General features: G+C 67.5%; 16 protein-coding genes. 4 read left to right on the top strand and 12 right to left on the bottom strand.

Annotated elements, in window-relative coordinates; all coding sequences use genetic code 11:
- Positions 1-12 precede the first annotated feature (12 nt).
- The 6 genes from ACZYVJ_RS22380 to pyrH all read right to left on the bottom strand — a co-directional run bounded on the left by ACZYVJ_RS22380 (position 13) and on the right by pyrH (position 4962).
- Positions 13-873 carry a cytochrome c biogenesis CcdA family protein gene (locus ACZYVJ_RS22380; protein WP_463833362.1) on the bottom strand — a complete coding sequence of 287 codons (861 nt, stop codon included), beginning with the start codon at positions 871-873 and terminating at the stop codon, positions 13-15.
- 1 nt (position 874) lies between these two features.
- Positions 875-1381 (bottom strand): protein disulfide oxidoreductase, encoded by a 507-nt coding sequence (locus ACZYVJ_RS22375; RefSeq protein WP_463833361.1) that lies wholly within the window; start codon positions 1379-1381, stop codon positions 875-877.
- A gap of 67 nt (positions 1382-1448) precedes the next feature.
- Positions 1449-2543 carry a dual-specificity RNA methyltransferase RlmN gene (rlmN, locus tag ACZYVJ_RS22370; RefSeq protein ID WP_463833360.1) on the bottom strand — a complete coding sequence of 365 codons (1095 nt, stop codon included), beginning with the start codon at positions 2541-2543 and terminating at the stop codon, positions 1449-1451.
- Between the two features lie 33 nt (positions 2544-2576).
- Positions 2577-3506, bottom strand: coding sequence for a phosphatidate cytidylyltransferase (locus tag ACZYVJ_RS22365; RefSeq protein WP_463833359.1), 930 nt, complete (start codon positions 3504-3506; stop codon positions 2577-2579).
- Positions 3507-3535: 29 nt separating this feature from the next.
- Positions 3536-4093 carry a ribosome recycling factor gene (gene frr, locus ACZYVJ_RS22360; RefSeq protein WP_007775283.1) on the bottom strand — a complete coding sequence of 186 codons (558 nt, stop codon included), beginning with the start codon at positions 4091-4093 and terminating at the stop codon, positions 3536-3538.
- Between the two features lie 65 nt (positions 4094-4158).
- The gene (gene pyrH, locus ACZYVJ_RS22355; protein ID WP_463833358.1) at positions 4159-4962 is read right to left on the bottom strand and encodes a UMP kinase; all 804 of its coding nucleotides are present in this window, start codon (positions 4960-4962) and stop codon (positions 4159-4161) included.
- Positions 4963-5305: 343 nt separating this feature from the next.
- Between pyrH and mbp1 the strand changes: the two genes are divergently transcribed.
- Positions 5306-5545 carry a microaggregate-binding protein 1 gene (gene mbp1 / locus ACZYVJ_RS22350; RefSeq protein ID WP_463833357.1) on the top strand — a complete coding sequence of 80 codons (240 nt, stop codon included), beginning with the start codon at positions 5306-5308 and terminating at the stop codon, positions 5543-5545.
- Between the two features lie 225 nt (positions 5546-5770).
- Positions 5771-6523 carry a winged helix-turn-helix domain-containing protein gene (locus tag ACZYVJ_RS22345; protein ID WP_463833356.1) on the top strand — a complete coding sequence of 251 codons (753 nt, stop codon included), beginning with the start codon at positions 5771-5773 and terminating at the stop codon, positions 6521-6523.
- A 31-nt stretch (positions 6524-6554) separates the two neighbouring features.
- Here ACZYVJ_RS22345 and ACZYVJ_RS22340 read toward each other — a convergent pair whose 3' ends face one another.
- Together ACZYVJ_RS22340 and ACZYVJ_RS22335 are read right to left on the bottom strand one after the other, a co-directional pair.
- Positions 6555-7493, bottom strand: coding sequence for a lysophospholipid acyltransferase family protein (locus tag ACZYVJ_RS22340; RefSeq protein ID WP_463833355.1), 939 nt, complete (start codon positions 7491-7493; stop codon positions 6555-6557).
- Between the two features lie 95 nt (positions 7494-7588).
- A complete protein-coding gene (locus ACZYVJ_RS22335) occupies positions 7589-8137 on the bottom strand; it encodes an MPT63 family protein (RefSeq protein WP_463833354.1) in 549 nt (182 codons plus the stop codon).
- Positions 8138-8617: 480 nt separating this feature from the next.
- On the opposite strand from ACZYVJ_RS22335, the gene ACZYVJ_RS22330 reads away from it, so the two are divergent.
- Positions 8618-9457 (top strand): SDR family oxidoreductase, encoded by an 840-nt coding sequence (locus tag ACZYVJ_RS22330; RefSeq protein WP_463833353.1) that lies wholly within the window; start codon positions 8618-8620, stop codon positions 9455-9457.
- A 138-nt stretch (positions 9458-9595) separates the two neighbouring features.
- Here ACZYVJ_RS22330 and ACZYVJ_RS22325 read toward each other — a convergent pair whose 3' ends face one another.
- Positions 9596-10009 (bottom strand): ChaB family protein, encoded by a 414-nt coding sequence (locus ACZYVJ_RS22325; protein ID WP_463833352.1) that lies wholly within the window; start codon positions 10007-10009, stop codon positions 9596-9598.
- 122 nt (positions 10010-10131) lie between these two features.
- Here ACZYVJ_RS22325 and ACZYVJ_RS22320 point away from each other — a divergent pair, with 122 nt between their 5' ends.
- Positions 10132-10551, top strand: coding sequence for a MarR family winged helix-turn-helix transcriptional regulator (locus ACZYVJ_RS22320; RefSeq protein WP_463833351.1), 420 nt, complete (start codon positions 10132-10134; stop codon positions 10549-10551).
- A gap of 37 nt (positions 10552-10588) precedes the next feature.
- Here ACZYVJ_RS22320 and ACZYVJ_RS22315 read toward each other — a convergent pair whose 3' ends face one another.
- The 3 genes from ACZYVJ_RS22315 to rpsB all read right to left on the bottom strand — a co-directional run bounded on the left by ACZYVJ_RS22315 (position 10589) and on the right by rpsB (position 13762).
- A complete protein-coding gene (locus tag ACZYVJ_RS22315; RefSeq protein ID WP_463833350.1) occupies positions 10589-11995 on the bottom strand; it encodes an amidase in 1407 nt (468 codons plus the stop codon).
- Positions 11996-12088: 93 nt separating this feature from the next.
- Positions 12089-12916: a translation elongation factor Ts gene (gene tsf / locus ACZYVJ_RS22310; RefSeq protein ID WP_463833349.1), complete on the bottom strand. Its 828-nt coding sequence runs from the start codon at positions 12914-12916 to the stop codon at positions 12089-12091.
- A 12-nt stretch (positions 12917-12928) separates the two neighbouring features.
- Entirely contained in the window at positions 12929-13762 is an 834-nt protein-coding gene (gene rpsB / locus ACZYVJ_RS22305; RefSeq protein WP_463833348.1) for a 30S ribosomal protein S2, read from the bottom strand.
- Positions 13763-13767: the final 5 nt, after the last annotated feature.

Here is a 13767-nt window from a genome sequence, read left to right as displayed (position 1 = left end):
ACCCCGTCTGCCCTAGCGGTGCGCCCGGCGATGCCAGGCGCCCCCGATCACGACGACCGCCAATGCGACCCCGGCGATCGCCCACGGCCACACCCCGTGCTGATGCACCCAACCGGCCACCGCGCCCTGCAGCCGCCCGGCCGCGGTGATCGCCGCGTCCTGCGGGTTGCCGTTCGCGCCGAACAGGCGCACCTCGTAGCTGCCGTAATAGGCCACGTACAGCCCGACGAGCACCAGCAGCGCGCCGCCGATCCGGTTGACGAACGGCAGCGCGCGGCGCAGCCGGTCCACGACCGCGGTGCTCGCCGTCGCCGCAGCGACGGCGAGCACGCCGACCACCAGGGTGAGGCCGGCGCTGTAGGCGAGGTAGATCGCCACACCGGTGACGATCGATCCCCCGCGCAGGCCGGCGGCGGTGACGGCCAGAAACGGCCCGACGGTGCACGAGAGCGAGGCGATCGCGTAGCTGATGCCGTAGCCGTACATGGAGCCTAGCCGGGCGGTGGGGGCCCACCGTGGCCCCAGCGGCCGCGGGGTCAGGGCCGACAACGCCCGGCCCGACAGGAGCCACACTCCGAGCCCGATCAGAACCACGCCGACGACCACGGTGGCGTACGGCAGGTACCGCTGCACGGTCGTGGCCGCCGAGACGGTCAGCGCGCCGAACACGCCGAACACCGTCAGGAAGCCAAGCGCCATCCCGGCGGTGGCCGCCAGCGCCCGCCCGGCGGCGGCCACACCCGAGGAGGCCCCGGCCCGCTGGCCGCGCACCACCAGCAGGAGGTAGGCGGGCAGCATGGCGAACCCGCACGGGTTCAGCGCGGCCACCAATCCGGCGGCGAAGGCCAGCCCGACCAGGCCCCGGGCCCCCAAGTCAGGACCTCAGGGCGGAGACCCGGTCGGAGAGCTCCTGCTCTGACATCGCCGAGGTCGGGTTGTTCACGAACGTCGAGCTGCCGTCCGCGCGATAGAACACGTAGGCGGGCTGCCACGGGACGTTGTAGCGGGCCCAGATGGAGCCGTCGGCGTCGTTGAGGTTGGTGAAGTTCAGGCCGTATTTGGAGACGAAGGTCTGTTCCGCGCCGACGTCCGAGTGCCCGGCGACCCCGACGAAGGTGACGCCGGGATTGGCGGCCGCCACCCGGCTGACGCCCGGGGCTTCGGCGTTGCAGAACGGGCAGAACGGCGCCCAGAACCACAGCACCGCGGGCCTGCCCTGCAAGCTGGCGCCGTTGAACGGCGCACCGCTCAGCGTCGTGCCGGTGAATTGCAGCCGGTCGTCGGCGGCCAGCGCACGTGGTGCACCGCCCAGCACGAAAATCAGTGCCGCGGCGACAACGGCCGCGACAAACAACTTGAGTGGAGAGAACAAGCGAATCATGGCGCAACCCCCGTTTGCTGGCGTTATGCCTTAAAGACGTACTCGCCGCCCCACGGGTTCACTCCAGCTACCCGCCTTCGGCGGCCAGCTGTCCGCAGGCGGCGCTGATCTCGCGGCCGCGGGTGTCGCGCACCGTGCAGGACACCCCCTTGCCGCGGACCCGCCGGACGAACTCCCGTTCGACCGCCTTAGGGCTGGCGTCCCACTCACTTCCCGGGGTCGGGTTGAGCGGAATCAGGTTCACGTGCACCAGCGGCCCGAGCGCGCGATGCAGCAGCTGACCCAAAAGGTCTGCGCGCCAAGGCTGGTCGTTGACGTCACGGATCAACGCGTATTCCACCGATACCCGCCGCCCGGTGACGTCGGCGTAATACCGTGCGGCGTCGAGGGCCTCGGTGATCTTCCACCGGTTGTTGACCGGCACCAGCGTGTCGCGCAGTTCGTCGTCGGGCGCGTGCAGCGACAGCGCCAGCGTGACGCCGAGCCGTTCGTCGGCGAGTTTGCGGATGGCCGGGGCCAGGCCCACCGTCGACACCGTCACCGAACGGGCAGAGATGCCGAAACCCTGTGGCGGCGCGGCGATGATGCGCCGCACCGCGGCCACCACCCGGGCGTAGTTGGCCAGCGGCTCCCCCATGCCCATGAACACCACGTTGGACAGCCGGTCTCCGAAGTCGTCGCGCACTGCCGCGGCGCCGGCGCGCACCTGCTCGAGGATCTCGGCCGTCGACAGGTTGCGGGTCAGCCCGCCCTGGCCCGTCGCGCAGAACGGACAGGCCATGCCGCAGCCCGCCTGCGACGAGATGCACACGGTGTTGCGTTGCGGATAGCGCATCAGCACCGACTCGACGGTGACCCCATCGAGCGCGCGCCACAACGTCTTTCGGGTCTGGCCCGCATCACAGGTCACCTCGGAGGCCGCGGTGAGCAGGATCGGGAACATGGTCTGGGCGATGGCGTCGCGCAAGCCCGCCGGAAGATCGGTCATCTGCCGCGGGTCGGCGATCAGCCGGCCGTAGTACTGATGCGCCAGCTGCTTGGCGCGAAACGCCGGCAGGCCCAGCTCTGCGACGGCCGACGCGCGGCCGTCCTCATCGAGGTCGGCCAGGTGCCGCGGGGGCTTGCCGCGCCGCGGCTCGGAGAAAACCAATTGTTGAACCATGACCTGTCCAGTATCGGTCACGTTCGGGCCTGCCTAGGGAACGAGTGTCAGCACCGACCAGGCGGCGACCGCCGACGGCAGGACGCCATCGAGCCGATCCATCAGACCGCCGTGGCCGGGCAGCAGCCGGCCCATGTCCTTGATGCCCAGGTCGCGCTTGACCTGTGATTCCACCAAGTCGCCAAGCGTGCTGGTCAGCACCAGGACAACGCCCAGCAACACCCCGATCCACGGCGGTTTGCCGGCCAGGAACGTCGCCGTCAGCGTCGCCGCGGTGATTCCGAACACCAGGGAACCCGCGAGTCCCTCCCAGGACTTCTTGGGGCTGATCGCCGGGACCATCGGGTGCTTGCCGAAGAGCGCCCCCACGGCATATCCGCCGGTGTCGGAGGCGACGACGGTGATCATCAGGCAGAACACCCGCCCTGCCCCGTCGTGCGGGTAGACCAGCAGCACGCCGAAGGACGCGAACAGCGGCACCCACGCGGCCAGGAACACGGTGGCCGAGGCGTCCCGGAGGTAGTTGGCCTGCGGCGAGCCGTCGAACGGCTCGGGCCGTTTGCTGTTGTCCTGCATGAACAGCCGCCACACGTTGCAGATCACCACGGTGACGCCGAAGCCGGCCAGTGCGCCCGCGGCGTGGAACGGCCAGGTCAGCCAGACGGTGAGCTGGCCCCCGGCCAGCAGCGGGATGACGGGTATGACGTAGCCGGCTTCGCGCAACCGCCGGACCACTTCATGGGTGGCCACCACGATGGCCAGGGCGACGATGGGAACCCAGAACCGCGGCGCGAACACCAGCGTCACGACCAGGACGCCGCCGATAGCGGCGCCCACCGCGATGGCGGCGCGCAGGTCGCGTCCGGCCCGCGATGTCTTCCTGGCCTGCTGCTCGATCGTCTCCTTGGCGGCGCGCGACGGATCGTCGGGCGGATCGCCTGCGCCGGGTTCTGGGGTAGCCACTGACCTGGTGAACTTCGCCGCTGAGGTCGCTAGACCTCGAGCAGTTCGCCTTCTTTGTGCTTGACCAGCTCTTCGATCTGAGTCGTGTATTGATGCGTCGTCTTGTCCAGGTCCTTTTCGGCCCGGCCGACCTCGTCCTCGCCGGCCTCGCCGTCCTTGCGGATGCGATGCAGCTCCTCCATCGCCTTGCGGCGGATGTTGCGCACCGAGACCTTGGCGTCCTCACCCTTGCTCTTGGCCTGCTTGACCAGCTCCCGGCGGCGTTCCTCGGTGAGCTGCGGCACGGCCACCCGGATCAGGGTGCCGTCGTTGGTGGGGTTGACGCCGAGGTCCGAGTTGCGGATCGCCGTCTCGATCGCACCCACCTGGCTTGCTTCGTAGGGCTTGATGACGACGAGGCGGGCCTCGGGCACATTGATGCTGGCCAGCTGCGTGATGGGGGTTGCCGTGCCGTAGTAGTCGATCACGATCCGCGAGAACATGCCCGGGTTGGCGCGCCCGGTCCGGATGGTCGACAAGTCGTCGCGGGCAACCGCCACGGCCTTCTCCATTTTCTCTTCCGCGTCGAAGAGAGCCTCGTCAATCATGTGCGCCGCTCCTCCTCATTGCTGCGCTGCGCATCCTCGCACGCGCAAGTCATCGCGTTTGGCCCTCAGGTGGTGACCAGAGTCCCGATCTTCTCACCAGCGACCGCCCGGGCGATATTGCCATTGGTCAGCAGGTTGAACACCAGGATCGGCATGCCATTGTCCATGCACAGGCTGAACGCGGTGGCATCGGCCACTCGTAGGCCGCGATCGATCACCTCACGGTGACTGATCGCGGCGATCAATTCGGCATCGGGATGGTGCCGCGGATCCGCGTCGAACACGCCGTCGACCGCCTTGGCCATCAAGACCACCTCGGCACCGATCTCCAGGGCGCGCTGAGCGGCCGTGGTGTCGGTGGAGAAGTACGGCAGCCCCATGCCGGCCCCGAAGATCACCACGCGGCCCTTCTCCAGATGGCGCACGGCGCGCAACGGCAGATAGGGCTCGGCCACCTGGCCCATGGTGATCGCGGTCTGGACCCGGGTGACGATCCCTTCCTTCTCCAGAAAGTCTTGCAGCGCGAGGCTGTTCATGACGGTGCCCAGCATGCCCATGTAGTCCGAACGGGTGCGTTCCATACCGCGCTGCTGAAGCTGCGCACCCCGGAAGAAGTTGCCCCCGCCGATTACGACCGCGACCTGGACACCGTCGCGGACCACCTCGGCGATCTGCCGAGCCACCCGCGCCACGACATCGGGATCCAGGCCGACCTCGCCGCCGCCGAACATCTCGCCGCCGAGCTTGAGCAACACTCGCGAATACCTGGCCCGGCTCGGTGGCTGGCCGGATACGCCGTTGCTGGTGGTTGTCGGCTCCGGCCTCGGAGCCGCCGAGCCGGCGACTTGGGGCTCCCTGGACTCCGTCATCAGACTCCTCGCATGAGAGTGCCATCCCGGGCGATTTCCATCCCGGAACGGCATTTCACATCCTGCCTCATCGCAGCACAATGCGGCGTCGGCAGGGTGCATTATGCGCATAGTTGGCGCGCCGGACCAATTTTCGAGTCTCGCCGTACCGGAATACGCGGGCACAGGTGCGCTTTCTTCGCTCGCGTTTGAGCCACAGCCGGCATGGGAACCCGCATCAACGCGGCAGAAATACGCGGTCTTAAGCAATAAGGACCAGCCTCGCCGTATTAGCGGATCGATCGCTCGTGATCGCCGTTGAGCGTGAATCGCTCGCAGTACGCCAACGAGGAGGAGTACTTCCATGGCTGAAGAAAACAAGTCGGGACCTGCCGAAGCTGTGAAAGGCGTCGTCGAGGACGTCAAGGGCAGGGCCAAGGAGGCCGTAGGCGCGGTGGCCGGTCGTGATGACCTCACCCGCGAGGGCCAGGCGCAGCAGGACAAGGCCGAGGCGCAGCGCGACGCGGCAAAGAAGGAAGCCGAAGCGGAAGCCGCGCGCGGCGGCGCCAAGGCGGCCGAAGAGCGCCAGAAGTCGAACCAGTAGCACGCTCTAGCCGATGGGCCCGGTCCGTGGAAACGGGGCGGGCCCATTGCTTTTCTCAAGTTTCTGACGGCCGAGTCGCCGGCGCGCGGCGAGACTCTGCATAGTTTTGAGCAGGGGAATAGTTTTGAGCGGGGCGGGTATCCAGGCGTAGCGCTGTAAGACATCTCCGCAGAGGTGCCTACGGACCGGGGGGAAGCCGGGACGTTACGAGTTTGGAGATAGGCGTTGGACGTGGTGGTGCTGACCGATGAGGACGATTTCGAATCGGCCCTACCGGATTTGGCAACGTTCGCGCAGCCGATGCGCCGCATCACGCTGGACGCCGATACAGACGGACATTTCGCCGCGGCCGATATCGCGATCATCGATGCGCGCAGCAACATGGAGGTGGCTCAGGCCGTCAGTCATCGACTGACGGCCGACAACCCCGGTACCGCGGTGGTCGCCCTGGTTGCCCCGGCCGATTGCGCCGCCGTCGATGTTGACTGCAATTTCGATGACGTGATGCTGCCCGGCACCGGCGCCGAAGAATTGCAGGCACGGATGCGCCTTGCCATCGGCCGGCGGCGCAGCACGGTTGAAGGCACATTGAAATTCGGCGACCTCCTGTTGCATCCGGCCAGTTTCACCGCGTCGTTGGACGGTAACGACCTGGGCCTGACCCTCACCGAGTTCAAATTGCTGAATTTCCTTGTGCAGCATGCCGGTCAGGCATTCACCCGGACCCGATTGATGCAGGAGGCGTGGGGCTACGACAGCACCGGCAAGGTGCGCACGGTCGACGTGCACATTCGGCGGCTGCGCGCCAAGCTGGGCGTCCGCCATCAGTTTCTGGTCGACACCGTTCGGGGCGTCGGCTACCGGGCGGCGACGCCGCCGCAATCGGAATGGGTCGCCGACTCGGCGCTGACTCCGAACTGGACCTCGACGACCGCACCCGCGCCCGGTCGGCCGGACCCGCGGGTCTCAGAGTCCTAACACCTTCAGTTGCAACGTTTTTGGTGGCTTGTCAGCCGAAGAACGGGAAGGCGCGCTTGCGCGCGAGCGCATCCATTCCATCCTGGATCGCGTCTTGCACCTCGTGGTATTTGCGATCCACGTATTGGTCGTCGTCGGCCCGCGCGGGATCGTTGTCGAGTTTTACCGCGGGCATGAACCGGGTCCTGATCTTGGCCGGTAGGGGCAGCTGTGGCAGCGCCGCCGGCGCGATCCCCCACGGCAACGAGACGGCCAGCGGAAACACCTTGAGCCGCAGGATGCGGTCCAGGCGTAGCGCTTTCGACAGCCTGTCGCCGCGGATCAACACCGGCATCGCGTCGGCTCCGCCGACGGTGGCGATGGGCACGATCGGCACACCGGCACGAATCGCCATCTTGACGAAGCCGGTCCGCCCCGCCAGGTTGGCCTGGTCGCGCTCCGTCCACGGGCGCAGTGAGTCCACCTCCCCGCCGGGCCACAGCGCTACGTCACGCCCTTCGGCCAGCGCGGTGGCAATCGCGTCCGGGGCCGCCGGCAGCACCCCCATCGACCGGAAGTACCGCCCGAACAGGGGAATTGCCATCAGCGCATCGTGAGCGGTGCCGTGCAGGGTGCGCTCCTGGCCGAACCGCCGCCACCACTGCAGGCCGACGGTCCAGGCGTCCCAGACGAACGGAGCCCCGGAGTGAATGCCCACCAGCAGCACCGGTGGTGACTCCGGGATGTTCTCCCAGCCGTCGATCTCCATCCGAAACCAGTAATCCACCAGCACATTCCACAGATACTTCTGTCGCTGCAGGGTAGCCTCGTCCTGGCCGGACAGATCCCACTTCGCGGCTCGCTCGGCCACCCAGCCGCTCAGCCCGCCGCTTTGCTTGCTGCGCCGTTCCTCCATTGCCTCGCGCGCCTCTTCGGCATGCCGCTGCGCTCGAGCGCGTACCGGCGCGGGCCTGTGATCCGGGTTACCCATGCCCTGTCGCATACCCGATTTGAACGCACACGACTCGCCCCGACGCAAATCTCCCCGCGCCACACGGCGTGGCGCGGGGAGATTTCACAACCGGTTTAGGTGTGCGCCGCCGGCGCAGGCGGGGCACCCGGTGCCGGGCTGTTCGGCGCGGCGGGCGCCGAGCCACCCTGCTCATTGGACGTCCACATCAGGATGTCCTGCATCCCGTCGTTGTAGACGACGCCGTTCGGGGGCGCGCCGGTCACGTCGAAGTACAGCGTGCCGGTCGACTCGTTGCCCTGCACGATGGGTGCCGGGTTGAGCCCGTTCGGGGCTCCCACCTTGTCGATCACCCGGTAGTTCTGGCCGTTGGGGCCGCGGGCGATGAAGTCGTTGACCATCGGGGTGACGAGCCCGCCGTCCGACCTGGCGGTGATGTCGGCCTGATACAGCGTCCCCTTCGGCGTGTAGCCGGGGATGGCGACGTTGCTGGGCTGCAGGTTGCTCACCGTGTAGTTGGTGATGAGCGGCCCGTCGACGAGCTGTTCGCTGGTGCCGAAGCCCTGAATGTTGGGCGCGGCAGAAGCGGGTGTCGCCGCGAAAACGCTGGCCGCGGCTATACCCCCGGCGGCGGCAGCTGTCGCAGCAATCTTGGTGACCTTCATTGTTCATTCCTTTCGTGTAGAACAATCGCCCCCCAGAAAGGGCATGACACATATGTCCGGGCAAATAGCCAACCGACCACCGCTTTAAACATCTGCAACCGCGTAAGGCCCTAAACCGCCCGGTTAGCCCGGGGAAATGCGTTGCATTCTTGGACAACACCTTTCGCACCACTGGATAACATCCGTACCAATACTCACAGCAGGCCTGTCGGGATTAGGTGATGCGCTCGCGGGTAGTCGGTGCGCTGACGCCTACGCCTGGCAATCGACTTGTCAGGGTGGGAAGACCGGAGACAGCCGCACAGATGGGGGCAGCCAGGTGGAACGCGGGAGCTCCAAGCACGGTGCACGCGAGGACGACGCGCTCAAGGGAGGAACTGGGAGGCAAGGTACGCGGTAACCGTTGCAGCCGCAGCGAGGAATGGCCGCCTTGCGGCTCGTCCGAAATATCAATCATCAACAATCCGTAAAGGAAATCGCATGGGCTTTGTGGCGCAACAGCAACCCGTCCCCGGCGTGCAGGCGCAGATGGACCCGATTCCGGACTGTGGTGAAAACAGTTACCAAGGCTCGGGCAAACTGCTGGGCAAAAAGGCGATCATCACCGGCGGGGACAGCGGCATCGGTCGCGCGGTCGCGATCGCGTTCGCACGCGAGGGCGCCGACGTCCTGATCGCCTACCTCAACGAGGACGACGACGCGCGCGAGGTCGCCCGCTACGTCACCAACGCCGGCCGCAAATGCGTACTCGTGCCCGGCGATCTTTCCGAGCCAGAGCACTGCCGCGCGGTCGTCGACCGGGCGGTGCAGGAACTGGGCGGAGTGGACATCCTGGTCAACAACTCCGCCTATCAGATGATGCGCAAGAGCCTCGACGAGATCAGCGACGAAGAGTGGGAGTACACGTTCCGGCTCAACATCGGCGCGTACTTCTACCTCGCGAAGGCGGCCGTGCCGCACATGAGACCCGGCTCGTCGATCATCGGCAGCTCGTCGGTCAATTCCGATTCACCCAATCCCACCCTGGCGCCTTATGCGGCGACGAAGGCGGCCATCGCCAATTTCTCGGCCAGTCTGGCGCAGCTGTTGGGCGACAAGGGGATTCGCGTCAACAGTGTGGCGCCCGGACCGATTTGGACGCCGTTGATCCCGTCGACCATGCCGCCGGACAGCGTGGAATCCTTCGGCGACAACGTGCCGCTGGGGCGCGCCGGCCAGCCCGCCGAACTCGCGCCGATCTACGTGCTGTTGGCCTCCGATGACGCGAGTTACATCTCCGGGGCGCGAGTGGCCGTGACCGGCGGACGACCGATCCTCTAACGAAAGCCGTTATCCCGCGGCGAAACTCACGAGCCCGGGTTCTCGCCCAGCTCGTCGACCATCGGGCTCCGGATGGGGATGTCCTTCGCGCTTTCAGCCAGGCCGCGCTGGCGGTGGGTGGGGCGCGCTATGTGGCCCTCAGCGGCCCCGGACCCGGCGATTGTGCTTCATGATCGCGTCGACCAACTCCGGCTTGCTCATGGTGGACCGTCCCGCGATGTCGAGGCGGCGGGCCAGCTCGAGCAGGTGCTTTTTGCTGGCGTTCGCGTCGACGCCCTCGGCCGACTTCCCGGTCGGCCGCAGACCACCGCGCTCGGCCCGCTCGTCGGATGGGCCCTTCTCGTCCTTGGCCTCCCAGTGGTCGCCGACCTTCTCGAAACTGTGCTTGACGGCGGCGTACGCCACCCGGTGGGCGCGTTCCTCGCTGCCGTACTCGTCGGCGGCCGAGTCATGGGCTTTTGCGAACGTGCGTTGAGCCTTGGCGCTGGAACGTTGCAGAGTGCTGGGCAATTCGCTCTTCTTCGCCGCGCCGCCTTTCGTCGTCTTCGGCATCGAACCTCCTCGTGTGCCGCAAGCGCTGCGGGTAACCGGTCGGTTACCCCGTTGCGGCACGCGCAATCGCGGTCTGAACAATGTGCGCAACGGTCCGGCGGAAATATGTCAATATCGTTGACATGATTCAGGCCGACGATGCGCCGCTTGGTTACCTGCTCTACCGGGTGGGGGCGGTGCTGCGACCGGAAGTTGCCACCGCGCTGGGTCCGCTGGGCCTGACCCTGCCCGAATTCGTTTGCCTGCGCATACTTTCGATCTTCCCGGGCATGTCGAGCGCCGAATTGTCCCGCCACACCAACGTCACCCCACAGGCGATGAACACGGTGCTGCGCAAGCTCGAAGAGGTCGGGGCGGTGGCGCGCCCGTCGTCGGTGTCCTCCGGGCGCGCGCTCCCGGCCAACCTGACCGGGCAGGGCCGCGCCCTGCTCAAGCGCGCCGAAGCGGCGGTCCGCGGCGCCGACGCCCGCATCCTGGCCAAGCTCACCGAACCTCAGCAGCGCGAATTCAAAAGGATGCTCGAGAAACTCGGCTCTGACTAGCCGCAACCGCCGGGGGTGGCCTCCGCCATCACTCTGATCACCCGGGGGCTTGGATGCGCGCCCACGGCCGGGCTTCTTCGAGCTCATAGGCCAATTCGAGCAGCAGCGCCTCCTGCCCCACATCGGCCGACAGCATCATGCCCACCGGCATGCCGTCGGCGGATTGGGCCAGCGGCAACGAGATCGCGGGTTCGCCGGTGACGTTGTGCAGCGGGGTGAACGAGACCCAGTCGATCAGCCGGCTGATCACCTGCTGGTAATCGGTGGGCGCCAGGAATCCGATGCGGGGCGTCTCGTCGGCGAGGGTCGGGGTGAGCACCGCGTCGTAGGTGCGGAAGAACCGCGCGGTGCGTGCGCGCGCCCGGCGCAGGCGCACGATCGCCATGGGGAGTCGGTGCAGGTTGCGGCTGGTGTGCCGCAGCAGGCCGAGGGTCAGGCTGTCCAGCTTGCTGCGATCGAACGTCTGGCCGAACATGTGCCGGCCGCCGCGCACCTGGGCTAGCGCCAAAAATCCCCAGTACATGACGAAGTCGTCGACGAAGCTGGCCGCGACCGGGGGCTCGTCGACGTGTTCGACGCGATGGCCCAGCTCCTCGAGCAGGCCGGCGGACTTCAGTGTCAACTCACGCACCTGGGGACTGCTTTCGCGCTGTATCGACCGGGTCAGCACCGCGATCCGCAACCGCTGCCGGCCGGGGGCGGTGACGTCCCCGACGGGGGCCAGTTTGGGGTTGCGCCAGATCCGCTCGGCCTCGCGGTAGAAGGCCGCGGTGTCGCGCACCGAACGGCTCACCACCCCGTTGGCGACGACGCCGACCGGCATCCGGCGCAGCGTCGGGTCCAGCGGCAGGCGCCCACGCGAGGGTTTGAGCCCGACCAACCCGTTGCAGGCGGCCGGAATCCGGATCGAACCGCCGCCGTCGTTGGCGTGCGCCATGGGCACCACGCCGGCGGCGACGAACGCGCCCGACCCCGACGACGAGGCGCCGGCAGTGTAGTCGGTGTCCCACGGGTTGCGGACCGGGCCCAGCCGCGGATGCTCGGCCGACGCGCTGAATCCGAACTCGGACAACTGCGTTTTGCCCACCGAGGTCAGCCCGGTGGCCAGGAACAGCTCGGTGAAGACGCTGTCCGCGACCGCATTCCAGCTCGTCCACGCGTCGGTGCCGTGCATCGTGGGCTGCCCGGCGACATCGACGTTGTCCTTGATGAACGTGGGGACGCCACCGAAGTAACCGCTGGGAGCTTCCGCTGCGGCCACTCGCGCTTGTTCAAAAGCCGCGTACGCCAACCCGTTTAGCAGCGGGTCGACCGCCTCGGTGCGGGCGATCGCGGCCTCGACCACCTCGGCCCTGCCGACCCGGCCGGACTTCAGGGCGTCGGCCAGCCCGACCGCGTCCAGGTCGCCAAGGGCATCGTCGCCGAACGCGTGCACGTGTCGCATGGCACTGACGCTAACCCGCCGACCCGCGCCACCGGGAGGTTTCCCGGCGTATGCGCGGCCCGGACCGATCGGTGCCGGGCGGTCAGGCCTGACTCAGGCCTGACCCACCTCGAACCGGACGAACCGCGTCACCGTGACACCGGCGTCGTCGAGCAGCGCCTTGACCGTCTTCTTGCTGTCGGACACCGACGGCTGCTCGAGCAGCACCGCGTCCTTGAAGAACCCGTTCAGCCGGCCCTCGACGATCTTGGGCAGGGCCTGCTCCGGCTTGCCCTCCGCCTTGGCGGTCTCCTCGGCGATGCGGCGCTCGCTGGCCACCACATCCTCGGGCACGTCGTCGCGGGACAAGTAGCGGGCCTTGAGCGCGGCGATCTGCAGCGCGACGGCGTGGGCGGCCTCGGTGTCGGAGCCCTGGTACTCGACCAACACGCCGACCGCGGGGGGCAGGTCGGCCGCCCGCCGGTGCAGGTAGGTCTCGACGGTGCCGTCGAAGTTCGCGACGCGGCGCAACTCCAACTTCTCGCCGATCTTGGCCGACAGCTCGGCGATCGCCTGCTCGACGGTCTTAGTACCCGAGGTTTGGTCGATAGAAGAAGCCTTAAGCTCGTCGATGTCCTTGGCCTTCGATGACACGGCCGCGGCCACGATCTGGTCGGCCAGCGCCTGGAACTCCGCGTTCTTGGCGACGAAGTCGGTCTCGCTGTTCAGCTCGATCAGCGCGCCGCCCTGGGCCGCGACCAGACCCTCGGCCGTCGCACGCTCGGCGCGCTTGCCGACGTCCTTGGCGCCCTTGATGCGGAGCGCCTCAACGGCCTTGTCGAAGTCGCCGTCGTTCTCGGCCAGCGCGTTCTTGCAGTCGAGCATGCCGGCACCGGTGAGTTCCCGAAGCCGCTTGACATCGGCAGCGGTGAAGTTCGCCAATGGTCAGCCTTCCTATGAGGATTCAGTGGTTGGTTCGGGGGCGCCCGCAGCGGCTTCGGTGGGGGCGGTGGCGGTAGCGGAGGCCAGCAGCTCCTGCTCCCATTCGGCGAGCGGCTCGGCGGCCTCGGCCTCGGGCTTGCCGTCGCCGCGGCCGACGCCGGCGCGGGCCTGCAGGCCCTCGGCGACCGCCGAGGCGATCACCTTGGTCAGCAGCGCCGCCGAACGGATCGCGTCGTCGTTGCCCGGGATCGGGTAGTCGACCTCGTCGGGGTCGCAGTTGGTGTCCAGGATCGCGATGACCGGGATACCGAGCTTGCGGGCCTCGCCGACGGCGATGTGCTCCTTGTTGGTGTCGACGACCCAGATGGCCGAGGGCACCTTGGCCATGTCGCGGATACCGCCGAGGCTGCGGTCCAGCTTGTTCTTCTCGCGGGTCAGCATCAAGATTTCCTTCTTGGTGCGACCCTCGAAGCCACCGGTCTGCTCCATCGCCTCGAGCTCCTTGAGGCGCTGCAGCCGCTTGTGCACGGTTTGGAAGTTGGTCAGCATGCCGCCCAGCCAGCGCTGGTTCACGTACGGCATGCCGACGCGGGTCGCCTCGGCGGCGACGGACTCCTGCGCCTGCTTCTTAGTGCCCACGAACAGCACGCTGCCGCCGTGGGCGACGGTCTCCTTGACGAACTCGTACGCCTGATCGATGAAGGTCAGGGTCTGCTGCAGGTCGATGATGTAGATGCCGTTGCGGTCGGTGAAGATGAACCGCTTCATCTTGGGATTCCAGCGACGGGTCTGGTGCCCGAAGTGGGTGCCGCTGTCAAGCAGCTGCTTCATGGTTACAACAGCCATGGTTG

The organism is Mycobacterium sp. IDUB_3, assembly GCF_055419585.1.
The sequence above is the reverse complement of the archived record's forward strand: the minus strand, read 5'-3'. Positions and strand labels throughout refer to the sequence as shown.

Coding starts and splice junctions, on each gene's coding strand:
- ACZYVJ_RS22320 (WP_463833351.1), top strand. CDS start 10,132: ATGATTCAGGCCGACGATGCGCCGCTTGGTTACCTGCTCTACCGGGTG.
- ACZYVJ_RS22375 (WP_463833361.1), bottom strand. CDS start 1,381: ATGATTCGCTTGTTCTCTCCACTCAAGTTGTTTGTCGCGGCCGTTGTC.
- rpsB (WP_463833348.1), bottom strand. CDS start 13,762: ATGGCTGTTGTAACCATGAAGCAGCTGCTTGACAGCGGCACCCACTTC.
- ACZYVJ_RS22330 (WP_463833353.1), top strand. CDS start 8,618: ATGGGCTTTGTGGCGCAACAGCAACCCGTCCCCGGCGTGCAGGCGCAG.
- ACZYVJ_RS22325 (WP_463833352.1), bottom strand. CDS start 10,009: ATGCCGAAGACGACGAAAGGCGGCGCGGCGAAGAAGAGCGAATTGCCC.
- pyrH (WP_463833358.1), bottom strand. CDS start 4,962: ATGACGGAGTCCAGGGAGCCCCAAGTCGCCGGCTCGGCGGCTCCGAGG.
- ACZYVJ_RS22340 (WP_463833355.1), bottom strand. CDS start 7,493: ATGGGTAACCCGGATCACAGGCCCGCGCCGGTACGCGCTCGAGCGCAG.
- ACZYVJ_RS22315 (WP_463833350.1), bottom strand. CDS start 11,995: ATGCGACACGTGCACGCGTTCGGCGACGATGCCCTTGGCGACCTGGAC.
- rlmN (WP_463833360.1), bottom strand. CDS start 2,543: ATGGTTCAACAATTGGTTTTCTCCGAGCCGCGGCGCGGCAAGCCCCCG.
- mbp1 (WP_463833357.1), top strand. CDS start 5,306: ATGGCTGAAGAAAACAAGTCGGGACCTGCCGAAGCTGTGAAAGGCGTC.
- ACZYVJ_RS22335 (WP_463833354.1), bottom strand. CDS start 8,137: ATGAAGGTCACCAAGATTGCTGCGACAGCTGCCGCCGCCGGGGGTATA.
- frr (WP_007775283.1), bottom strand. CDS start 4,093: ATGATTGACGAGGCTCTCTTCGACGCGGAAGAGAAAATGGAGAAGGCC.